Source organism: Micromonospora sp. CNZ297 (assembly GCF_007827625.1).
This window is the reverse complement of record NZ_VISU01000048.1, coordinates 1-20,733: the sequence shown is the minus strand read 5'-3', so window position 1 is coordinate 20,733 and position 20,733 is coordinate 1. Positions and strand designations below refer to the sequence as shown.

General features: G+C 68.2%; 23 protein-coding genes and 1 pseudogene. 12 read left to right on the top strand and 12 right to left on the bottom strand.

From position 1 onward, the window contains the following. The coding region (locus FB454_RS34095; RefSeq protein ID WP_145824226.1) for an L-serine ammonia-lyase, iron-sulfur-dependent, subunit alpha at positions 1-123 on the top strand (123 nt) is incomplete at its 5' end. 39 nt (positions 124-162) lie between these two features. On the opposite strand, the gene FB454_RS34090 is transcribed toward FB454_RS34095, so the two are convergent. The 9 genes from FB454_RS34090 to FB454_RS34050 all read right to left on the bottom strand — a co-directional run bounded on the left by FB454_RS34090 (position 163) and on the right by FB454_RS34050 (position 9,176). Further along, positions 163-1,548 (bottom strand): FAD/NAD(P)-dependent oxidoreductase, encoded by a 1,386-nt coding sequence (locus FB454_RS34090; protein WP_145824225.1) that lies wholly within the window; start codon positions 1,546-1,548, stop codon positions 163-165. Further along, on the bottom strand, positions 1,545-1,799 hold the full coding sequence (locus FB454_RS34085; RefSeq protein WP_145824224.1) for a (2Fe-2S)-binding protein: 255 nt from the start codon (positions 1,797-1,799) through the stop codon (positions 1,545-1,547). The genes FB454_RS34090 and FB454_RS34085 overlap by 4 nt, the downstream gene beginning before the upstream one ends. Further along, positions 1,786-2,934 (bottom strand): NAD(P)/FAD-dependent oxidoreductase, encoded by a 1,149-nt coding sequence (locus FB454_RS34080; protein WP_145824223.1) that lies wholly within the window; start codon positions 2,932-2,934, stop codon positions 1,786-1,788. The genes FB454_RS34085 and FB454_RS34080 overlap by 14 nt, the downstream gene beginning before the upstream one ends. After that, on the bottom strand, positions 2,931-4,346 hold the full coding sequence (locus tag FB454_RS34075; protein WP_013476193.1) for an aminopeptidase P family protein: 1,416 nt from the start codon (positions 4,344-4,346) through the stop codon (positions 2,931-2,933). Before FB454_RS34075 ends, FB454_RS34080 begins: the two co-directional genes overlap by 4 nt. Next, positions 4,343-5,749 (bottom strand): aldehyde dehydrogenase family protein, encoded by a 1,407-nt coding sequence (locus tag FB454_RS34070; protein WP_013476194.1) that lies wholly within the window; start codon positions 5,747-5,749, stop codon positions 4,343-4,345. The genes FB454_RS34075 and FB454_RS34070 overlap by 4 nt, the downstream gene beginning before the upstream one ends. Next, positions 5,746-6,747, bottom strand: a complete 1,002-nt coding sequence (locus tag FB454_RS34065; RefSeq protein ID WP_030275320.1) for a proline racemase family protein — start codon at positions 6,745-6,747, stop codon at positions 5,746-5,748. Before FB454_RS34065 ends, FB454_RS34070 begins: the two co-directional genes overlap by 4 nt. Further along, entirely contained in the window at positions 6,747-7,637 is an 891-nt protein-coding gene (locus tag FB454_RS34060) for a dihydrodipicolinate synthase family protein (protein ID WP_013476196.1), read from the bottom strand. Before FB454_RS34060 ends, FB454_RS34065 begins: the two co-directional genes overlap by 1 nt. A gap of 250 nt (positions 7,638-7,887) precedes the next feature. Further along, entirely contained in the window at positions 7,888-8,595 is a 708-nt protein-coding gene (locus FB454_RS34055) for a GntR family transcriptional regulator (protein ID WP_013476197.1), read from the bottom strand. A 212-nt stretch (positions 8,596-8,807) separates the two neighbouring features. Further along, positions 8,808-9,176 carry a cyclic-phosphate processing receiver domain-containing protein gene (locus tag FB454_RS34050; protein WP_030275322.1) on the bottom strand — a complete coding sequence of 123 codons (369 nt, stop codon included), beginning with the start codon at positions 9,174-9,176 and terminating at the stop codon, positions 8,808-8,810. Between the two features lie 365 nt (positions 9,177-9,541). Between FB454_RS34050 and FB454_RS34040 the strand changes: the two genes are divergently transcribed. Beyond that, positions 9,542-9,976: a hypothetical protein gene (locus FB454_RS34040; protein WP_143025306.1), complete on the top strand. Its 435-nt coding sequence runs from the start codon at positions 9,542-9,544 to the stop codon at positions 9,974-9,976. A gap of 122 nt (positions 9,977-10,098) precedes the next feature. Here FB454_RS34040 and FB454_RS34035 read toward each other — a convergent pair whose 3' ends face one another. Then, a complete protein-coding gene (locus tag FB454_RS34035; RefSeq protein ID WP_145824221.1) occupies positions 10,099-11,349 on the bottom strand; it encodes a hypothetical protein in 1,251 nt (416 codons plus the stop codon). 15 nt (positions 11,350-11,364) lie between these two features. On the opposite strand from FB454_RS34035, the gene FB454_RS35680 reads away from it, so the two are divergent. The 9 genes and pseudogenes from FB454_RS35680 (at position 11,365) to FB454_RS33995 (ending at position 18,668) form a co-directional block, all read left to right on the top strand. Continuing rightward, positions 11,365-11,712 (top strand): hypothetical protein, encoded by a 348-nt coding sequence (locus tag FB454_RS35680; protein ID WP_232236819.1) that lies wholly within the window; start codon positions 11,365-11,367, stop codon positions 11,710-11,712. 195 nt (positions 11,713-11,907) lie between these two features. Continuing rightward, on the top strand, positions 11,908-12,318 hold the full coding sequence (locus FB454_RS34025) for an SMI1/KNR4 family protein (RefSeq protein WP_083395210.1): 411 nt from the start codon (positions 11,908-11,910) through the stop codon (positions 12,316-12,318). Positions 12,319-12,816: 498 nt separating this feature from the next. After that, positions 12,817-13,047, top strand: a complete 231-nt coding sequence (locus FB454_RS35675) for a hypothetical protein (RefSeq protein WP_412535467.1) — start codon at positions 12,817-12,819, stop codon at positions 13,045-13,047. A gap of 41 nt (positions 13,048-13,088) precedes the next feature. Beyond that, positions 13,089-13,574 (top strand): formylglycine-generating enzyme family protein, encoded by a 486-nt coding sequence (locus FB454_RS35670; protein WP_412535466.1) that lies wholly within the window; start codon positions 13,089-13,091, stop codon positions 13,572-13,574. A 35-nt stretch (positions 13,575-13,609) separates the two neighbouring features. Next, the gene (locus FB454_RS34015; RefSeq protein WP_240322411.1) at positions 13,610-14,065 is read left to right on the top strand and encodes a DUF3592 domain-containing protein; all 456 of its coding nucleotides are present in this window, start codon (positions 13,610-13,612) and stop codon (positions 14,063-14,065) included. A gap of 86 nt (positions 14,066-14,151) precedes the next feature. Continuing rightward, positions 14,152-15,270 (top strand): annotated as a pseudogene (locus FB454_RS34010) (IS630 family transposase). 345 nt (positions 15,271-15,615) lie between these two features. Next, complete coding sequence (locus FB454_RS34005) at positions 15,616-17,145, top strand: tetratricopeptide repeat protein (protein ID WP_013287183.1); 1,530 nt, start codon at positions 15,616-15,618, stop codon at positions 17,143-17,145. A gap of 96 nt (positions 17,146-17,241) precedes the next feature. After that, the gene (locus FB454_RS34000; protein ID WP_486485500.1) at positions 17,242-18,165 is read left to right on the top strand and encodes a hypothetical protein; all 924 of its coding nucleotides are present in this window, start codon (positions 17,242-17,244) and stop codon (positions 18,163-18,165) included. A 164-nt stretch (positions 18,166-18,329) separates the two neighbouring features. Further along, a complete protein-coding gene (locus FB454_RS33995) occupies positions 18,330-18,668 on the top strand; it encodes a hypothetical protein (RefSeq protein WP_013287181.1) in 339 nt (112 codons plus the stop codon). 213 nt (positions 18,669-18,881) lie between these two features. On the opposite strand, the gene FB454_RS33990 is transcribed toward FB454_RS33995, so the two are convergent. Next, positions 18,882-19,205 carry a pentapeptide repeat-containing protein gene (locus tag FB454_RS33990; protein ID WP_049794834.1) on the bottom strand — a complete coding sequence of 108 codons (324 nt, stop codon included), beginning with the start codon at positions 19,203-19,205 and terminating at the stop codon, positions 18,882-18,884. Positions 19,206-19,338: 133 nt separating this feature from the next. Then, positions 19,339-19,749 (bottom strand): hypothetical protein, encoded by a 411-nt coding sequence (locus FB454_RS33985; protein WP_145824220.1) that lies wholly within the window; start codon positions 19,747-19,749, stop codon positions 19,339-19,341. Here FB454_RS33985 and FB454_RS35665 point away from each other — a divergent pair. Then, positions 19,742-20,704 (top strand): DUF808 family protein, encoded by a 963-nt coding sequence (locus tag FB454_RS35665; protein ID WP_486485499.1) that lies wholly within the window; start codon positions 19,742-19,744, stop codon positions 20,702-20,704. The genes FB454_RS33985 and FB454_RS35665 overlap by 8 nt on opposite strands. The last annotated feature ends 29 nt before the right edge of the window (positions 20,705-20,733 follow it).

The window sequence follows — 20,733 nt, the reverse complement described above, 5'->3', positions numbered from 1 at the left end:
GGGGTGCACCACGTGTCGCTGGACAAGGTCATCAAGACCATGCGGGAGACCGGCGCGGACATGAAGGTCAAGTACAAGGAGACCGCGCGGGGCGGCCTCGCCGTCAACGTCATCGAATGCTGAGGGCACCTCCGCGCCGGCCGTGATTCGTCGTGCGCGAGATCAGTCGTCGCCGGCGAGGTCGGCAAGCGTGATCGGCTGCATCAGCGTACGAGACGCATGTCCCTGAACATCCACCGAACTCACCGGCCGGGCCGCTTCTCGGGCGGTGAGGCATGCTGTGGCGTAACCACATATTCGCCCCTGGCACCAGCCCATGCCGGCGCGGGTCAACAGCTTCGTGCCCCGGGCATCGCCCGCGGACAGTTCACGCACCGCCTGCCGAACAGCGCCTGCCGACACCTCCTCGCACCGACAGACGAGAGTCTGGTCGTCACACAGATCGGGCCAGAAGGCCGGCACGGGATGAACCGCATGCAGAGCGGCGGCGAAACGACGCAGTCGACGCCGGATCCGCAGCAACCTGCTGCGCTCACCCGCACGCAGCGGCCCCGCGCGACCGAGAGACCGGGCGACCGCGTCCCCGGCGAGGTGCCCTTCCACGAGCGCCAGCCTCGCCCCGCCGACGCCGGTCACCTCGCCCGCTGCGTACACGCCCGGTACAGAGGTCGCTTGATCCGGCCCGATCCTCACCACGAGACTGCCGTCGCGGTCCATGAATGTCTCGCATCCCAGGGCGACAGCCACCTCCACCTGCGGGGTGAAGCCGAAGCCGACGGCGAGACCGTCGCAGCCGACGTGTCTCTCGCTGCCGGGCACCACCGAGCCCAGCGGGCTGATCGCCGCCACTGTCACCCCGGCGAGCTGATCGTCGCCGTGCGCGGCCACCACAGCCGTACGCCGCCGATACGGCACCCGACGGCGCAGCATGCGCCAGCCGTACCGGCCTGCCTCGGTCAACTTGCTCGCTGCGCCGAGAACCGAACCGACATGCCGTGCGTACCGGACCGGGTCGTTCGCCTCGTACACGCCGACCACCGTGGCGCCGGCGTCGGCCAAGCCGGTCGCGACCGGCAACAGAAACGGTCCGGTACCCCCGACGACGACGCGTCGCGCGAACACCACCCCTTGACCCTTCAGCAGGGCCTGAGCTCCACCGGCGGTGACCACCCCCGGCAGATCCCAACCTGGAAAAGGGACAACCCGGTCATGCGCTCCGGTGGCGATGACGAGTCGCCGGCCGTACACGACCGTGGAGTGCGTGTGGACGGCGAACTGCGGACCGACGTCGTCCGGGCGAGACTCGACGAACCACACTGCCGCGTCCGGATGGTGATCGAGCTGGTCGAACCGTGCGCGCAGACCGGCGAACACCGCCCAGTCCGTGTGGCTGCGGGCGTCCGCACCGGATCGGTGCCGCCAGTACTGTCCGCCGGGACGCGACCCGGCATCCAGAACGGCCACCCGGCAGCCGGCATCGGCCGCCGTGACCGCCGCGCCCAGACCGGCCGGTCCTGCACCGATCACCATCAGGTCGTACGTGCTCATGTTCCCTCCCGCCGCTCGTCCTGAGGTTCGACCACGTCACCGCTGCGGGCGACCACCAGACAGGCCCGCTGCGACGGCACACCGTTGACCGTGACGAGACAGTCGAAGCACACGCCGATGCCGCAGAAGACCCCCCGGGGTCGCCCTTCGACCCGTGTGCTCCGCCAGGATCGGATCCCGGCGGCGAGAAGGGCCGCGGCTACGCTCTGCCGCCCCTCGTGAGGGATCGAGCGGCCGTCAAAGGTGAACATGGTGACGCTCCGGTGCGAACGGTCGTAGATCCACGTGCGGGCGGCGGTCGGTCAGCAGTGCGGCGATGGCGTGCCCGGTCGCCGGGGCGAGGCCGATACCGGCGCCCTCGTGGCCGGTGGCATGAAAGAGCCCCGGCACGTCCTTGTCCGCGCCGATGATCGGCAGATGGTCCGGACTGTACGGCCGGAAACCCCGGTAGGCGCGAATCGCGGAGACGCCGCCCAGGATCGGGAACAGGCGTATCGCAGCCGCTGCGAGCCCTCTCAGCGCCGGCAGAGACATGGCCGGATCGAAGCCGACATGCTCCCGGCTGGACCCGATCAGGATCGTGCCGGCGCGAGTCCCCTCCACCACCGGGGAGATCTCCAGCCCAGCGGTGCTGCGCTCGACGTTCGCAACGTAACCGGCGGCGTAGACCTTGTGCCGCACGAGCTCCGGCAGCGGCTGGGTGACCAGGACGAAGCCACGTCGAGGCAGGATCGGCAGCTCGACGCCCGCCAACGCGGCGACTCTGCCAGCCCATACGCCGGCGGCGTTCACCACCCTGGTCGTTGACAGCAGGCCATGATCAGTCCGCACAGCTCGAATCCCCCCGGTGCCGTCCCGGAGCAGGCCGACAACGCAGGTGCCGGTCAGTACCGTTGCCCGGGCCGCACGGAGCAGGTGTGCGGCGGCGAGCATGGGCTGGACCTGCATGTCCTGGGGATAGTGCACCGCACCGACGAGATGGGGGGACAGGTGCGGCTCGTAGCTGGGCAACTCATGCGAGGCGACGGCGTGCGCCTCGACGCCCGCAGCACGCTGGCGGTCCGCGAACGCCGCCAGTGTGTCGTGCTCTGTCGCCGAGGCCGCCACCACCAGGCCGCCCTTCCGTTCCAGTTCGATCTGCGCATCGCCCATGGTCTCGCCCAGTTCGCGCCACAGCGCGACGGAATGAAGCGCCAGGCTGAGTTCCGGGCCGGGTGATTTGTCGGAGAGGAGGATGTTGCCTTCGCCGGCCCCGGTGGTGCCGGACGCGACGCCGGCCCGGTCCACCACTGTCACCGTCAGGCCGGCCCGTGCGGCGTAGTAGGCGCAGGCGGCACCGGTCATCCCGGCGCCTATCACCACCACGTCCGCGCCGGCGTCGATCACGACGACACCCGGTGCATCCACGCCTCAATCTCGTCGGGACGTCGAGGTAGCCCGGAGGAGAGGACTCGACAGCCGTTGTCGGTGACAAGAACGTCCTCCTCGATCCGAATCCCGATTCCGCGCAGCTCAGCCGGAACCAACTCGTCGTCAGGCTGGAAGTAGAGGCCGGGCTCGACAGTGAGCACCTGGCCGGCAGCCAGCCGTCCGTGCAGGTAGCTGTCAGCGCGGGCAGCCGCACAGTCGTGGACGTCCAGACCGAGCATGTGGCCTGATCCACACAGCGTCCACCGCCGGTAGAGCCCGGACTCCTCGGTCAAGGCGCGTTCCGGCGACACGGGCAGCACGCCCAGGTCGGCGAGGCCGTACGCCAGCACGGTCATCGCCGCCTGATGGAACGCACGCCAGTCGGCGCCCGGCTTGAGGCAGTCCAGAGCTGCGTCGTTCGCCTTTAGGCACAACTCGTACAGATCGCGTTGCAGCGGACTGAACCGGCCGGACACCGGTAGAACACGAGTGATGTCTGCCGTGTAGAGCGACCTCGTCTCGGCACCGGCGTCGAGCAGCAGCAGGTCCCCGTCGCGGACCGCGCCGTCGTTGTCGATCCAGTGCAAGGTGGCGGCGTGCGCACCGGCGGCCACGATCGAGTGGTATCCGACGTCGTTGCCCTCCAGGCGGGCTCGCTGCCAGAACACCCCCTCCAGGTAACGCTCGGACGTACGCTTCGCCATCGGCAAGGCACGCACCATGTCCTCGAAACCGCGGGTGGTGATGGCCACCGCCTCTTCCAGCTGGCCGATCTCCCAGTCGTCCTTGACCAGCCGCATCTCATCCAGCACCGCGGCGAATTCCAGGTCGCCCGGCCCCGCGGCGTCGGCCGTCAGCCCATCCACGTGCACGTCGACTCCACGCAGCACGCGGGTCGGAACGCCCCGCCCGGACAGGACCGACTCCAGCTCGGCCAGATGACGGGTCGTCACAGCCAGCCGCCGACGGCTCTCTCCCAAGGTGGGCCGGCGTCCGGCCCACAGTTCCCCATACATCCGGTCACGGAAGAACTCGGGCGTGCTCCGGTCGGATCGGGGGCGAAGAAAGAGCATCTCCTCACCGTCCGGCTCGATGACCAGGACCCCGTCTGAGGACTGGTCGCCGGTCAGCCAGACATAGGCAGAATGCGGGCGGAACCGATAGTGCTGGTCGTTGGAACGCCTCTTGAAGCTTCCGGCCGGGACGACGAGCCGTTCCCCGGAGAAACGGCAGTGCAGCTGTCTCCGGCGTACCGCCGCCCAGCCGGCGACCTCGTCGACCTGTGTGACGTGCCGCTCGCTGTCAGCCCACCCGGAGAGCATGAACTCCTCCAACGCGGGGCTGACCGGCAGATCATGACTACCGGTGTGCAGGTCGACCCGTTTCATGCGGCCTCCTCGGCGGGGCTGGGTGGGGGAGTACAGAGGGTGATGGTGCGCAACGAGGTGTAGAAGTCCAGTGCGGCTGTGCCCTGTTCTCGAGGGCCCTGGCTGGACGCCTTCTCACCGCCGAACGGCGCGTGGAAATCGACTCCGGTAGTGGGCGTGTTGACCCGGATGAGACCGGTGTCGATGGCCCGGACCACCTCGAACAACCGGCCGATGTCGCGGCCGTGGACGGACGTCACCAGCCCGTACCGAACGTGGTTGACCAGAGCGGCCGCGGCGGCCGGGTCCGACACGGTGAAGATGCTGGCCAGCGGGCCGAACGTCTCCTCGCACGCGACCGGATGGCCAGGGTCGACCGAATCGAGCAGCACCGGCGCCACATAGAGGCCGTCAGCCCGGGACGCGAGACGAGTGAGAACCCGGCCTCCTGCCGCGCGGGCTGCCGCGACGCCGTCCAGAACTCGACGGCGCGCGACGTCGGTGATGACGGGACCGACTGCGACGCCGGCATCGGCCGGGTCGCCGACGCGTAGCCCCGCCACCGCGGCCACCAGGGCTTCGGTGAGCGCGGTGGCATCGCCCACCACGATGATCCGCCGAGTCGCGGTGCACTTCTGGCCCGCATATGCCATGGCGGCACCTGCCAGCATCGTGGCAGTGGTGGCAGGGTCGGCGTCCGGCAGCACGACCGCTGCGTTCTGTCCGCCCATCTCCGCCTGAACCGGTAGCCCGGCGCGAACGGCGGCGACGGCGACACCCCTGCCGACCGTCGCGGAGCCGGTGAAGGACACGACGTCAGCCGCTTCGACGACGGCCTGTCCGGTGTCCGCACCTCCCGGCACCACATGGAGCAGATCGTCGGGCAGCAGCCCGTCGAACAGGCCCGCCACCAACTCGCCGCAAGCCAGCGCCTCGGGCGACGGCTTGAGCAGCACTCCGTTACCAGTGGCGAGGGCCGGTGCAGCCTTCCACAGCGGGATGGCCAGTGGAAAGTTCCACGGCGTGATCAGACCAGCCACGCCCCGCGGCCGACGTTCGGTGAACAGCAGTCCCGGCTGATTCGCCGGCAGCGTCGGCGCCAGCAGGTCGCCGATCGCCGCGAAGCAGGACTGGGCGTAGTAGTCGAGGATCGCAGCGGCCCGGCTGACCTCGGCGTTCGCTTCCACGACCGGCTTGCCCACCTCACGGACGATCAGAGCAGCCGCTTCACCGGCCCGAGCCCGCAGCCGGTCCGCCGCCTCACTCAGGGCAGCGGCGCGGCCGGAGGGATCCCGACGGCGCCAGGCGTCCTGCGCGACACGGACCGAATCAGCGAGCTTCCGCACACCATCAGGAGTGACCGGGACACGCTCCGCGACGACATCGTCCGGCTTCTGAGGGGAACGGCTCTGAATGAGACTCACAACATGAATCCCGCCGGGAAAGGGTCCTCGGGGTCGAGGAAGAACTGGGCGGTACCGGTAAGCCACGCCCGCCCGGTGACTGTCGGCACCACCGCGGGCCGACCGGCGACGGTGGTCGTATCGACCAGCCGACCGGAAAACCGGCTGCCGATGATGGACTCGTTGACGAATTCCTGTCCGAGGGGGAGCAACCCGCGGGCGTGCAGCTGCGCCATCCTCGCCGACGTGCCGGTCCCGCAAGGGGATCGGTCGAACCAGCCGGGATGGATGGCCATGGCGTGGCGTGACAACCGGGCGGTCGCCCCTTCCGCAGCCAGGTAGACATGGTGGCATCCGGAGATGTGCGGCTGCTCGGGGTGCACGGGCCGGGCGGTGTCGTTCACGCCTCTCATCACGCTGAGCCCCACCTCCAGCAGCCGTTGTTTGTCCATGCGGTCCAGTCGCAGGCCCAACTCCGGCAGGTCGACGATCGCATAGAAGTTGCCGCCGAACGCGAGGTCGTAACGGACGTGGCCGTAGCCGGGGACCTCGACCAAGGCGTCCTGTTCCACCAGGAAGGAGGGAACGTTCTGGATGGTGACAGCGGTGGCGCGGCCCTGCTCGACCTTGACAGACGCCACCACCAGTCCGGCCGGCGTATCGAGGCGGATCGTGGTCACCGGCTCGGTGACCGGCACCATCCCGGTCTCCGCCAGTACGGTGGCCACACCGATCGCACCGTGTCCGCACATCGGCAGGCACCCCGACACCTCGATGAAGACCACACCGACATCGGCGTCCGGGCGGGTGGGCGGCTGGAGGATCGCACCCGACATGGCGGAGTGCCCGCGCGGCTCGTACATCAGAAACGTGCGCAGGTCATCCCGGTGGTTCGTCAGGTACTCCCGACGTTGCGCCATGGTGTCGCCCGGCAGGAGCGGCGCGCCTCCGGTCACCACCCGGGTGGGCATTCCCTCGGTGTGGGAGTCGACGACGTGAATGACGCGGCTACTGCGCATCAGCGGTGCCCTGCCGCGAGCACCCGTTCGGTCGTGGTACGGATGACCGCGGCGTCGGTGGGGGCCAGCGGCTGGCGCGGCTGGCGCGTGAAGCCACCGGGACGACCTGCGACATCCATGGAAAGCTTGATCGCCTGAACGAACTCAGTGCGCGAATCCCAACGGAGCAGCGGATGCAGTGCCCGGTAGAGGAGGACGGCCGTCCTGAGATCACCCGCCGTCGCGGCCTCGTAAAGACGAACGCAGCTCGCCGGAATGGCGTTCTGGTAGCCGCCAATCCAGCCCACCGCGCCCGCGATCAGGAATTCGAGCGCGACGTCGTCCGCGCCGGCGAGGATGTCGAGACCAGGCGCCGTCTCGGCGATCTGGTACGCCCGGCGGGCGTCACCGCTGAACTCCTTGACCGCGACGATCAAACCCTCGTCGTGTAGACGCCGCAGCAGGTCGGGTGTCAGGTCCACCCTCGTGTCCATCGGATTGTTGTAGGCGACGATCGGTAGACCTGCCTTCGCCACCTCACGGTAGTGGGCCAGCACTGCTGCCTCGTCAGCGCGGTACGTCGTCGGTGGCAGCAACATGACGGCCGGGCAGCCTTCCTCCGCAGCCTGCTCGGTCCAGCGCCGTGCCTCGTCGGCACCATAGGCCGAGACGCCTGGTACGACGGCGAACCCATCAGGGGCGGCTTGCACCGCCGTTCGCACCACCGAAGCCCGTTCCTCGCTGCTGAGCGCCTGGTATTCACCGAGGGAACCGTTGGGGACAACGCCATGACAGCCGTTGTCAGCGAGCCATCCGACATGTGCAGCGTAAGCGCCGAAATCGATGCCCTGGTCGGCGTGGAACGGAAGAGCGGTCGCTACGAGAACCCCACGCCACGGCGCCATTTCCATGCGGCCTCCATCAGTAATATGTTACATAGCACCATAGTGGCTGCGCCCGCCCCGTCAAGAGGTGCAATCGCCCCGGCTCGGCGCCGTTCGAAGCAGTCGATGAACGGCTGAGGGCGTGACCGTATGCGATAGCGGGGCCCGGAGCTGCTGCCGGCGAGCACATTCGGTGTGCCGGTGCTGACTCCAAGGAGCCACGGTGGCGGCGTAGCGGGAGCCGACCGGCCGGACGTGTCAACAGAACACGTTGGTCCTAGTCTTCACGACGGGCCGCCCAGATACCTCGGACGTGCCGCAAGTGGTGCCGCATCAGGCCGACCACGGCCTCACGGTCACCCCCGGCGATGAGCTCGATCAACTCGAGATGCTCGTTCGCGGAGTCGACCAGACCTCCACTCTCCACCAGCGCGTCGAGACCGTACAAACGGGTGTGATTGCGCAGGTCGGCAACCGTCTCGACCAGCCGTTGATTCCCGGCGGCATGCAACAGTGTCAGGTGGAAGGCGTTGTCCGATTCGATGTACGCCACCAGGTCCCCACGTCCGGCAGCAGAAACGATGTTGTCCGCCAACCTCCGCAGTTCCCGCACCTGCGGTTCCGACAGTCTGCCCGTCTGGTCGGCCACCACCGGAATCTCGAGAAGCTCCCGAATCTGAGTGATCTCGTCCAGATCCCGCTCACTGAGGGCCTTGACGCGGAACCCCTTGTTCTTGACGATCGAGACCAAGCCCTCCTTGGCCAGGTCGAGGATCGCTTCGCGAACCGGCGTGGGCGAGACGCCGAAGCGTCCGGCCAGCATCGGGACGGAGTAGGTCGAATCCGGCCTCAAGCTGCCAGCCACGATAGCCGCGCGCAGGGCGTGCGCTACGTCCTCGCGTAGGCTCTGCCGACTCTGAAGCGGCTTCAGGTCCAGCGTGGATGCGGCAGCGCTCGCATCGCCAGTCCGCTGGTTGCCTTTCACAGTTGCATCCGCTCCGGTCCCGTCGAGCCAACCCTGAGAACAAGCCGCCCGGGGCCCGCCCTTCATCCCTGCTGACGGCGGCCCTGTCTCTCAGCGCCACCGTCAACCACCGCGCCGATCTCGGAGCCTACCCAGTGGGTATCGCCTCGACATCTACCGGGCGACAGCCGGTGGGTCGCAGCCTGCTATACGTGACGGCGTGGCCGGATCGATCAGCTCGCCGGAGGGCCTTTGTCGTAGCCGACGTCTGAGCAACCCGACGCGACGCGGACCCGGTAACCCCAGCGCCTCAGGACAAGCGCGATTCTTGCGGCACCGCCCGGGTTGGCGGAATGGACGACGACCACACCGATGTTGAAGGGGCGGTCGTAGAAGGCGGCCTGTTCCAGGACCTCTATCACCGGCCAGATGGTGTCGTCGCCGCCCAGGTCGTGGTCCAGCCACAGCTCGTCCAGCCGACCATCCCCGTAGCGGGTAAGAAGCTCGACTCCGGCAGCGCTCGTACGGGCCACCTCCGCGCGGCGGCCATCGACGAATGACCGAAGGTCATCGATCAGAGCGATCGCTCGCCGGGCGTCCACCCGGTCATGATGCGCGGGCACCGCCACGCGTCGCCATCCGGTTTCGCCGGCGAAGCAGGCGCCGAGAGCTGTCGGGGGGTGTTGCGGTGATCCAGGCCGGCGGCGAAGCCGCGGATTCGGGGCATCCGGCGTGGGGCGCGGTTGATCCAGGTGTCGAGGTGCTGCTCGGTGCCCTGGTGGCGGACCAGCGCGGCGGACCCGCGGGCGAGGCTGGCGACGTTCGAGGTCCGGTGACGTGGCGGGCCGGACAGCGCCCCGCTCCCCAGGGGGGGCGGGATCGTCAACTGCAACCGGCATGACCGCGCGAATCGCGGCAGAAGCGGACGGCGTGAGGCATCCTGTTCGCCTCGTCAGAGGAGGTTGTCATGGAGTCGGATCAGCCGACCCAGGCTGCGATGGAGGCGGCGACGGCGGACCTACTCCATCTGGGCTTCCTGGAGATCCGGTTCCTCACTGCGCCACTGCTGGATGCCCATTCGGCGGACGCACTCGATCGACGTCGTGAGCGCGCCAATATGATCGCCGACCTCTGTCACCAGCTTCCAGGGCTTCTCGCGCCGCAGCGACGCGATCAACTCGCCGACGGGCTGCGATACCTTTGGCGAACTGCTACCGCGACCAAGCGTCAGTGGCTGCGGTCCCGCTGGGACCACCTGAACTACGATCACCGCTGGCTGACTGAGGCCGCTACCGAACGGCCCACCTCAAAGGGGAAACTGCAAACGCCGACCCGCCGGGCCCACCAATTGAATCCGGCGCCAAATGACCTCGGGCGGCACCGAGCTACCCACGGCAGATGAGTGCACCTGATCTCGGTCAACGCCCGGACGTCCGACCGTTGAACCGTTGAACCGATGACCGGAGGCGGGCGTCGGGTGCACGTCGACCAGCGCGGCGTCGGTCGCTCGCTGTCGTGGACGGCTCAGGTTTCGTCGAAGAGTTCTTCGGCGATCGTGGCTGTGTATGGAGCCTCGCTGTAGGTAAGCCAGCGCGCGATTTCGTCGGCATGACCGCCGACGGCGGTCGCGGTGGCGACGGCGTCGACCGCGTCCGAGGGTGGCGTGACCCCGTCGCGGGTCACCAAAGCTAGTGGCCACGACGGCCGCACTCGAGCACCGTCGGCGTAGAACAGGAACGGCGGTACGAACTGCAGCAGGCGACCGTCCGCGTCATCGACGGTGTCACCGGAGCGAAGCGCACCGTATGGGCGGTGCAGCAGCTTCATCTCGAATGGCTCGGCACGCTCCAGCCACACGTCTGCCGCGTCGGCGTATCCGCTGCCGACCGGCAGCAGCGCGATGCTCGCTGTCAGTCTCGGCAGGAAGCCGTCGTCCATCGGCGGGTCGTATCGGTTGGACCGCACCACGTAGCACCGGGTCGGCGGTACGCCAACCGCGCACCGGTCGCCCTCGTCGAGTTCGGCCGCGGGCGGGCGCAGCTGGTACGGCCACCACGGCTCGGTAGATTCGTCGACGGGGAAGGCGACGCTGCCGTTCGGCTCGTACGCCGAGTCGGGATCGAGCACGGCCCACGGCCAGCGCACCGCCGCGTAGTACTTGCCGGCGCGTGTGGTCACCGTTGGGGTCCACGGGCATGACACCGCCACCACGTCACCGACCTGGTAGGTCAGATCGTGCGGGGGTATCACGATCTCCGGTCGCTTAGGGTCGGCGTTCAGCAGGCCGTGGTTGGCAAGTCGGGCTGCCCATTCGGCGCCGAGCCGGGCGGAAACGATCCGGATCTGAGCTGCCGCCTGCGCGGGAGGCTGCTGCGTCATCGCCAGGGTGTCCCGCTGCGCCTGCGCCTCCCGGTCTCCCGAGTCGTCGTCGGACCCCAGCTCCGCCCAGAGGTCCACCGTCCACGTGACAAGCTGCTCCATGGGTTCGGCTGTGGGCTGTCGAGTAGCCTCGGCCGCTCTGACTATGAACCCGAAGATCTGCGCCTCGGCGCTGTACTCCTCGCACAGGGCTCTGAGCTTCGCGCCTACCGCCGCGATCCGGTCCGCGTCGGGCGCGGCGAGCTCGCCGTGCCCCGTCCAGAACGCGTCGACGCTGTCTCGATAGAACGCGGCCGCTCGCGGCGTGCCGCACGCGTGCACGTACGGTGCGAGACGCTCGAGGCAACCCGCCACCCAGAGACCCGCCTGCCAGGGCAGAAGCGTCGTACCAGGCATTCCACCGCACCCCCCGTGTTACGCGCCGGAACAGTGGACCATGCCCGGCATCCCCTGGGAGCGGTCTGGGAGCTGCGGGACCAGGTGCAAAGCGAGGCGGCAACCGCGTCAGAGCCGAGGACTTGGCACCGCGCGTCCAGCGTCAACCCGGGCACCGGCCTGCGTGATAGGGACCGCGACCGCCGGTCCCAGTACCTCGCGTGCGGCGCCGACCTCGGCATCACCTCGGGCGCCTACAACTGGCAGCTCTACCAGCCCGGAACACGGTACTGGCTGTTCCAGGGCATCGAGACCGGCATCTTCGTCGCCGTCGCCGCCCTGCTGCTCTACCTCGCCATCCGCCGCATCCGCCGCGTCGCCTGACCGCGAAGCCGTCCACGGGAGGCACCATGCGCTAACTCACCTACATCGCCGCTGCGGCCCTGCTGGCTCGGCATCCGCTGGCATTCACCTGAATCTCTCTGCAGTTGTGCTCGCCGGCTTTTCCCCCCGCTCATGCCGCTGGTGGTGTGCGTCGATGTCTTGTGGGGGACTGCTCGGAGCACCGACGATAGTTACATGATCATTGACAGCTTGCCGGTCCCGTCTGCGCTGCTCCGGGTGCTGCAGCAGGGGCGGTGGGTAGCTCCAGACCGCTCGTCGTCGACGTACCGGGAAGTCTTCGGTGATGACGCCGTAGCGCCGCAGTTCCTTCCCTTGAGTCGGATGACGGCCAACAGGCGCTGGCTCGATGACATCCCTGAGGACTATCGCGGGTTCTACCTCGGTCAACCGGACCGGCAGAGCCCGCCCGGCGACGTGGATCCCGACCGGTCTCTCCTGATCGGTGACCTCGGACCTGACCGGCCGTTTGCGTTGGACTACAGACCTTCGTCGGCCGCACCGTCGGTGATCTACCTCAGCACAGCGGCGGACTGGATCGAGGTTGCGCCCAACATCGAGATGCTGATCGAACGCCTCGGGATCTGACTGTGCGGAGGGATCCCTTTGATCTTCTGCCGCCGACCGGGCGCAACGTTCGGTCGCGCCTACCGTATGCGTGATGGCGTGCAGGTGGCCGGGCATTCGTTAGGTGCCGAACCCGCCGCACAGGTAGTACAGGCTCGTGGCCAGTCCCAATATCCAGCCAGCTACGAGGCCAGACGATGACCCACGGTCGAGCCGTCCGGACAGCGCGAAGCAGCTGCCCAGCAACACCAGCTGGGCAATGCCGTACGTGAGTACGCCGAAGAAGAGCGCCGCGAACCTCCCACCGGCATCCAAGTCCGAATTCGGCCGCCACCAGCGGCGGTGGCCAGGGCAATCGTGAACCCAACAGCAAGACCGTGCCCAGCGAGGGAGACGACCGTTCCGGTAACCATCGGCCTGGTGACCGTCACCGCCGGAGCGTGACCCCGTGCCGACCGAGCGCTCGTACTCGTACCAGGCGGCGCGGTTGGTGATGCCGGACTGCTAGCGTTCGGCGTCGTGTGGACCGAAGAGATCGTGGCCGGGCGGCCGGCCTGGCGGCATATCCCGTCCGGCGTGGTCTTTCGGGCAGTGCCGGGCGGGACCTTTCGCATGGGTCTGTCCGAGGCGGAACTGGCGGCGGTGCGTGCGATCGAGCGCAGCGGGGGAGCCGAAGACACCCTTGAGTCGTTCTTCGCCGGTGCCTTGGACGCCCAGCCGGTACGTGAGGTGCGGGTCGAACCATTCTGATTGCTCGGCACCCGCTGACGGTCGCGCAGGTCCAGCACTGGTTGCCCGAGTACGAGGACGACTACGCCAACGCGGACTCCGGCACGGCCCGGCCCGAGAACGACCTGGACGAGCTGCTCGACGCGCTGCCATTCCGGCTGCCCAGCGAGGCCGAATGGGAGTACGCAGCCCGAGCCGGCACCACCACCTTGACCTTCCGCGGCGACGAGAAACCCGGCGAGGGCCATCTGCTCGACGACTTCGGCGATGAGCGGCGGACAGCCGCCGCTGAGAACGCGTTCGGGCTGGCCGCGATGGGCTCGGCAGCCGAGATTTGCGCCGACGTGTGGATTCCCGGTTTTGTGGGCGCCCCGGCGGATGCCCGCCCACGCACCGGTGACGGGCCCAGGGCCGTACGCGGCGGTGCCGCCGACCTCTACCCGTGGCAGGGCTGCGACGAATGGCTGCTGCTGCTCGCCGCCACCCGGTATGAGCACGATCAGTTCACCGCGGTCCGCCCGGTCGCACCACTGCCGCCCTGGAGTTAGCCAGGCCGCCGGACGAGACGCGAGGAGGGCCGGTGGTGGAGAGCCCGTTCGGCTGGCGAGAGTTGAAGCTGGTCCTCGCGGTTGTCCTCGGCACCCTTCTGATCGGCGTGGGGATGCTGCTCACCGTTCGGCTGAACGAGGCGATCGACGAGCGGGTTCGCGTCGGCGCCGAGACGACAGGCCAAGTGGTCCACGTCGAACGGTTCAGGATCACGCGTTCGTTCTCCGCCACGAGGCTGACTGTGGACTACACGTTCGACGGCGTGCGGTATCGGGAGCGGTTCTCCAGCGAACTCGACGAGAGTGAGTTCCGCGTCGGGGAGTTACTCGACGTACGCGTCGACAGGACGGATCCGACCCGGGCTGCCACGCCCGACGGGTACGCGACGGAGGATCTGCTCCTGCAGGCGCCGACTGTCCTGGCTGGCCTCGGCCTCGTCATGATCGTGATCTCGCTCGCGCTTATCAGAACGGGCCCTCGGCGCGGCTAGTGCTCGGACCACAAACGTTCGCGGTGTTGGTGACACGCCGGGCCTGGGTGGCGGTCGGGCTGGGGTTGCGGCGTCAGGCTGTCGGGGTGGCAGAGCCGGTTCGGGTACGTCGATTAAGTGATCAAGAAGGACAGCGGCTGCAACGGCTTGTGCGCCGGGGCACGGGCTCGGCCGTGCGGCTGCGGCGGGCGATGGTCGTGCTTGCCTCTGCGGGAGGCAACAGCGTGCCAGTCATCGCCCGGCTCGTGCAGGCCGACGAGGACTCCGTGCGGCAGGTGATCCACCGGTTCAACGAGATCGGCATGGCCAGCCTGGACCCTCAGTGGGCGGGTGGCCGTCCCCGCCGGATCAGTAGCGACGACGAGGCGTTCATCGTCGTGACGGCCAACACCCGCCCCGCGAAGCTGGGGCGGCCCTTCACCTGATGGAGCGTGCGCAAGCTCGCCGAGCACCTGGCGCACAACCCGGACCGGCGGGTGGTCGTCGGCCGGGAGCGGCTGCGGCAACTACTGCGCAAACACGAGATCACCTTCCAGCGCACCAAGACGTGGAAGGAGTCCACCGACCCCGACCGCGAGGCCAAGCTGGCCCGTATCGAGCAGGTGATCGAGCAGTTTCCGCACCGCACGTTCGCCTTCGACGAGTTCGGGCCGCTGGCGGTCCGACCGCACGGCGGCGTCGGCTGGGCGCCGAAAGGTCGCCCGCGTAGGCTGCCGGCTAACTACCACAAGCTGCACGGCGTGCGGCAGTCCCACGGCTGCTACAGCATCGGCGACGACCAGTTGTGGGGCGTCATTCGCACCCGCAAGTCCGCGGCGAACACCCTGGCCGCGTTGAAGTCGATCCGGGCCGCTCGCCCGGACGGCGCACCGATCTACGGCATCCTGGACAACCTGTCCGCCCATAAGGGGTTCAAGATCCGGCAGTGGGCGGCCCGGAACAAGGTCGAGATGTGCTTCACCCCGACCTACGCCTCCTGTGCCAACCCCATCGAGGCGCACTTCGGGCCGCTACGAACCTTCGTCATTGCGGGCTCGGATCACCCCAACCACACCGTCCTGGCCCGCAACCTGCACGCCTACCTGCGCTGGCGCAACGCCAACGCACGCCACCCCGATGTCCTGACCGCCCAACGCCGCCACCGTGCCGAAATCCGCAGCGAACGACAACGCCGCTGGGGCCAACGCGCCACCCGAGCCGCATGACCAACCCGGCCAACGTTTGTGGTCAGAGCACTAGGTGGGCTGGTGGAACCCGACTGGCGCCCCCCGGCCGCGGATCGGGGCGGCTGTTCCGCGCGGAGAGTCGTCAACTCGTAGATGGCGGAAGGGTGGTAGTCCGCGCTGAGACTCGAATCCCACCGGATACCTGCTGGCTAGGGCACTTGCTCGGTGACCTCTTCGGCGTGCCCGAAGTGTCTGCGGCTCGGCATACGGGGGCCGACGGGCTGATCATTTGGGCCTATATTCGCCCTAGTGAAGTCGACGGGTTGGCGTAGATGGCTGCGGCGGGGGACGCGGGTTGACGCTTCGCTGCGCCAGGTCGGGGCGGTGGTCGATGAGGCGGTGGAGCTGTCGCGCGCTGGTCGTTTCGACGATGCGGTCGAGACGGGCCGCCGGGCTGTGGAGATGTTGTCTGGCTTGACAGCACGGGACCGTGGCACGGTTCTGCCCACTCTCGTCCTGGCATGCAGCAACCTGTCCTATTACTTGTCGGACGCTGGCCGGCCGACGGAGGCGCTGGAGTGTGCGGAGGAGGCGGTCCGGCTGGCCCGGGAGCTTTACGCCATCGACCGCCGTCACGAGGAGCAGCTCGCGGAGGCCCTGGACGCGCTCGCCAGGCGACTTATGAGTTGTGGCCGAACGCCGGAGGCGCTGACTGCTGGCCGTGAGGCGTTGGCGTTGATGGACGTATGTCCTGACGTCCTGCTGTCGCGCCTGCTTGAGCCCTACGCGATGGCGTTGGCGGCGACCGGCCAGCACGCCGAGGCGCTGCAGGTCAGCGACCGTGCCCTGCAGTTGCTGCGCAGGCTGGCTGTGGATCAACCGGTCGGCTCGCAAATGCACGACGCCCTGGGCAGGGTCTTGAGCCTGCACGCGAACCGGCTGTTCGAGGCAGGGCGGTGGGAGGAAGCGGTCGACGTCGGCGCCGAGACGGTCGCGCACTTCCGTGAGTCGATGACGGGCAGCCAGCCGCGGCGTCTCGGCTACCTGGCGACTGCTCTGAAGAACCAGGCGGTTTGTCTGGCGGGAGTACGACGGACGGCGGAGGCTCTGGCGGCGGCCGCGGAGGCGGTCGAACTGAGTCGTGAACTTGTCGCAGCCCAGCCCGAGGTGCATCATCCGCTCCTCGCCTCGTGTCTGGACACGTACGGCGGGCGGCTCAGCGAGATGGACCGGCGGGCGGAGGCCGCGGCCGCGACCGATGAGGCGGTGAAGCTGTATCGCGCTCTGGCCGCTGTCGACCGGGCGGTATACCTGTCGAGGCTGGCCGAGGCGGTGGGCAATCAGGGAGCCGTCACCGAGGATCGACAGGCCAGCCTCGCCCTTACGACAGAGGCAGTGCAGTTGCGTCGGGAACTCGTTGCGGACAACCGGGCCGGACACCTGCGGGACCTGGCGCTGTCGCTGTTGAACCTGGCTAACGGCCTGGCCAGGTCCGGCCGGCTCGACGAGGCCCTGGCCGTTGGCGAGGAGACCCTTGAACTGCAGCGTGAGGTAGCGACGGTCGACCGGCCTGCAATCCTGTCGCGACACGCGGAGATGCTGCGGCGGCAGGCGGTGTGGCTGGACGACGCCGGCCGTACGGTCGAGGCGCTGGCGCTCGGCGAGGAAGCGATCGCGGTCGCTCGCGAGGCCGTCGCCGGTAACCGGGCCGCCAATCTCAAGATTTTGTCGTATGCGCTGGAGGATCAGGCGGCACGGCTCGAGAAACTGTCCGGTCGCGGATCGCGGCAGACGCGACGGCCCGGGGGCACGCCAAGCTTCAGCAAGAAGAAGGCGCGCCGTGCGCAGGTGATGGCGCGCGAGGCGCAGGAGTTGTGGGCGGAGTACCAGCAAGGTGCGTCGGCCTCCGGCTAAGCGACGCCACAGCGTGCGTCATCGCGTGGTGGTTCCGGAGCGGCCGTTCGGTGCGGTCGGGAAGATCCTGTCGGATCCGCTGCCTAGGGTCAGCGCATGTACTTCGTGTGCCGTTGGCGAGAGGATTCTCCATACAGTAAGCGCGTTGTCACCCTGCCTGATGCGAACGTGCTCGACTGGTTTCGCCGCGGCTGGAAGCACGACGACCCGACGGGGTGGATCGACAGTGAGCTGGGCGGCGATGTGTACGGCTTGGAGTCGATCTTTGAGGCGGCCGGGGAGCGTAACCTGCCGCCGCCGGAGTCGGTGGACGAGCTGCGGCAGCTGCTGACCGAGTACCTGTGGGTGGAGGGCGACGACAAGGGCGACTTCATTCGGCTCGGTGAGCACGCCCTGAGGGTTCGCACCGATGACGACGAGGTGGATCTCGCGTACTACTTCGTCGATGACGACGCGGCGTCTGCCTCACCTGACCGGCTCGCGTTCCTCCTGCACGACACGTGGCCGCTGCCCACCGGCGCGGGCGGGTCGGAGACCGTCTTCCGCCACAGCGTTCCCGTCCGCAGCGTCCGGCTCGCCCCGCCCGGCACGGACTGCACCTTCTCGGTCCGCCTGTGCTGGCAGTCGCCTGACCTATACCGGAACCTGGATCTGACCGGTGCCATCCAGTTTCCCGGCGTGAGCCTGCCGGACCTCGCCACCCACCTGGCCGTCGATGGCCCCGGCAGCCACCGATGGCCACACGACGTCCGGCTGCTACGGGCGCTTGTCGCTCCCGGGGAACACGATATGGGTCGGGCATTGGAGCGCTACGCCCAGCTGCCAGGTTACGCCCCATCACCTGCCAGTCTCGACCGAGCCCCCGCGCATGAAGCCGTTCTTCAGGAGATAACCGACCTGCTGCACACGGAGCGTCTCGCCGAATCGCTGATACGGCTGGATGCGCACATCGCGCAGGTCGCCCGATACATCGACGGCTTCTTCGGGTTCGACCAGTGGATCCTGTTCGACAATCGCTAGGCGGCGACCCATCCCGAGCTGGCACGCTCGCTGCTGCACTACGCCGCTCACTGGGACCCCTACGAGAAATAGCTACGGGCGCGGGTCGTCGTGATCATCGAGGGGGTTGCCGGGTGAACATTTCGTGGAGTGCTACGTCTCCGACGACAGGGACGTTCGCAGCGGTGGAGCGCTCGGGCATCGCTGGCCTCATCGAGCGGTTCGATGGACTGCGGACCCAGGGGCGCGGGTACGTCGAAGTGCGGGCCGGCGATGTTTTCCCTGTGCTCACGCTCGGGTTCACGGAGTCCGCGGCGGTCGTCCATCTGATGACAGGCGAGGACGCCATATCCCTGCTGGCCGCCGACGAACCTGCGAGCATGAATGCGCAGGTACTGGTGCTGGACGACCTGGTCGAGTTCGCCGCGGACTTCATTCTCGACCTCGAAGGCGCCTGGCAGGTCGTCGAGGAGTTCGTCCGGACGGGCGACCCTGGCCGGGCAGGAGGATGGCGTGAGTTGTAGTGACGGCCATCGCGGATGGCGTCCACGCGCTGGCGTCACGGCCAAGCCAGCACGAGATTGCTGAGCCCTTACTCAATCCGTTCTAGGCCGTCAAACGCCACCCAACGATGCGCACGTCCAGCAACAGGGCCAGCTAGCTGGGGTAGCGCGGTTAGGCGGGTGAACGCGATGACAGCTCGGTGGCCCAACATCAACTGGACGTAACCCCGGAATCTAGAGATCGTTCGGCCACCCAATGACGCGCTCGGCGGTGACGCCTCGAAGGTCGGCTCCGTCCCACCGTGCCCCGGTGACGTCCGTGCGTCCGTACTCCGGATCGTGCGTCCTGACGTAGCCGAACCGCGCGTAGGACAGGTCGGTGTCACGCAGGTCGGCGCCCCGCAGATCGCAGCCGGCAAAGCTGACACCGCGAAGAGACGCGCCCCGAAGGTCGGCGCCACGGAAGTCACACAACTTGAACGAGTGCCCATCCAGGGTGCGGTGCCGAAGATCGCGACCCGCGAACGATTGCCTCGTCGCGCGGAGCGGGGTGCTCACCCGCGAACCGTAGCGTGGTCGCCCGTCGCCGAACCAGCGGTTTCTGCCCACTCACTTGCGGGGCAGTCCGTAGCGCAGGACCGCTACTTCGCCCGCACGTCGTGACGCGCGGGCGCCAACCCGAGCTTGACCGTTAGTCGTAGACCTCAGGCCGCCACAGAGTCTCTTCTCTGCGATCCGCCTCCGGCGGAGCCTGAAGCAACGGATGATCTTGTAACGGGCTGCGGTAGACCTCCAGTTTGTGTTCCGGCTGTGCGTTCCGTAGGGCGGCCACGAGGTCTCCGAGTTCCTCGACGACGGCGATGATCTGCTCCTCGCTGTAGCGGGCAGGGGCGTTGGTCTTCTCTTCGGCTGGCGTGTGCTGGTGCCGTTCGGCGTGTTCGCGTTCTGCCTGGGTCTCGGCGATCCAGCCGGCAACGACGCCTGGGTCGGCGTCGGCGTCGAGCGCCGCCCGGTAGCGCGCCAGTTTGGCGTCGCACCCGGCGATTGTGGGTCCTTCGAGCGCCGTCGGGGCGGCGGTGGGCGCTGCCGCAAGTGTGGCCAAGTTGCTCGCCGAACACGGTCGCATCGAGGAGGCCATCGGCCTGCACCGCAAACGCCTGGACGCCGGCAACGAACTCGCCGCCGGAGACCTCGCCGAACTGCTCGCCGAACACGGCCTTACCCGCGAACTGGAGGCAGAAGTACACGCAGGTACTTCTACGGCCACGTACTGGGTCGAGCTCTCGCCCGATATAAGACCCGGGCGGTGGCGTGCCGCGCGCAAGGACCTGAGCGAGAATGGGCCAGTTCGAACTCTGCGCAACCCTGGAAGGACCCCTCCCTTGGCCGGTGGACTCGTAGCCCTGCTGGATGACGTGGCGGTGCTGGCCCGAGCCGCTGCCGCGTCGATCGATGACATCGGGGCGGCCGCCGCGAAGGCCGGCGCCAAGGCTGCGGGCGTCGTCGTCGACGATGCTGCCGTCACGCCGCAGTACGTACGGAGCCTGGCGGCCGAGCGTGAGTTGCCGATTATCAAGCGCATTGCCCTGGGGTCGCTGCGCAACAAGTTCTTCATCATCCTGCCGGCGGTGCTGCTGCTCAGTCAGTTCGTGCCCTGGCTGCTCACTCCGATCCTCATGCTCGGCGGCGCCTACCTCTGTTACGAAGGCGCGGAGAAGGTGTGGGCCAAGATCGCCCATCACGATGCCCACGGCGCGGGCGAGGAGAAGGTGCAGGACGAGACGACACTGGTGTCCGGGGCGGTACGGACCGACCTGATCCTCTCGGCGGAGATCATGGTCATCACCCTGAACGAGGTGATCGATGAGGCGTTCTGGTCCCGCCTGGCGATCCTGGCTGTCGTCGCCGTCGTCATAACCGTCCTGGTATACGGCGTGGTGGCCCTGATCGTAAAGATGGACGACGCCGGACTGCGCCTGTCGCAACGTTCCGTGAGTTCCCCCCGCTTTGATGGAGCGGTGGTTACCTGCTGCCGGCTGGCGCAGGGGTGGCGATAGGTGGCTCGGCTGGTTGCGTCTGGCGGGTG

Excerpts from the sequence above, each read along its gene's own strand:
- FB454_RS34065 (WP_030275320.1), bottom strand. The coding sequence starts at position 6,747 with ATGCGCAGTAGCCGCGTCATTCACGTCGTCGACTCCCACACCGAGGGA.
- FB454_RS34035 (WP_145824221.1), bottom strand. The coding sequence starts at position 11,349 with ATGCCTGGTACGACGCTTCTGCCCTGGCAGGCGGGTCTCTGGGTGGCG.
- FB454_RS34090 (WP_145824225.1), bottom strand. The coding sequence starts at position 1,548 with ATGAGCACGTACGACCTGATGGTGATCGGTGCAGGACCGGCCGGTCTG.
- FB454_RS34060 (WP_013476196.1), bottom strand. The coding sequence starts at position 7,637 with ATGGAAATGGCGCCGTGGCGTGGGGTTCTCGTAGCGACCGCTCTTCCG.
- FB454_RS34025 (WP_083395210.1), top strand. The coding sequence starts at position 11,908 with ATGATCATTGACAGCTTGCCGGTCCCGTCTGCGCTGCTCCGGGTGCTG.
- FB454_RS34085 (WP_145824224.1), bottom strand. The coding sequence starts at position 1,799 with ATGTTCACCTTTGACGGCCGCTCGATCCCTCACGAGGGGCGGCAGAGC.
- FB454_RS34040 (WP_143025306.1), top strand. The coding sequence starts at position 9,542 with ATGGAGTCGGATCAGCCGACCCAGGCTGCGATGGAGGCGGCGACGGCG.
- FB454_RS34000 (WP_486485500.1), top strand. The coding sequence starts at position 17,242 with ATGTACTTCGTGTGCCGTTGGCGAGAGGATTCTCCATACAGTAAGCGC.
- FB454_RS34075 (WP_013476193.1), bottom strand. The coding sequence starts at position 4,346 with ATGAAACGGGTCGACCTGCACACCGGTAGTCATGATCTGCCGGTCAGC.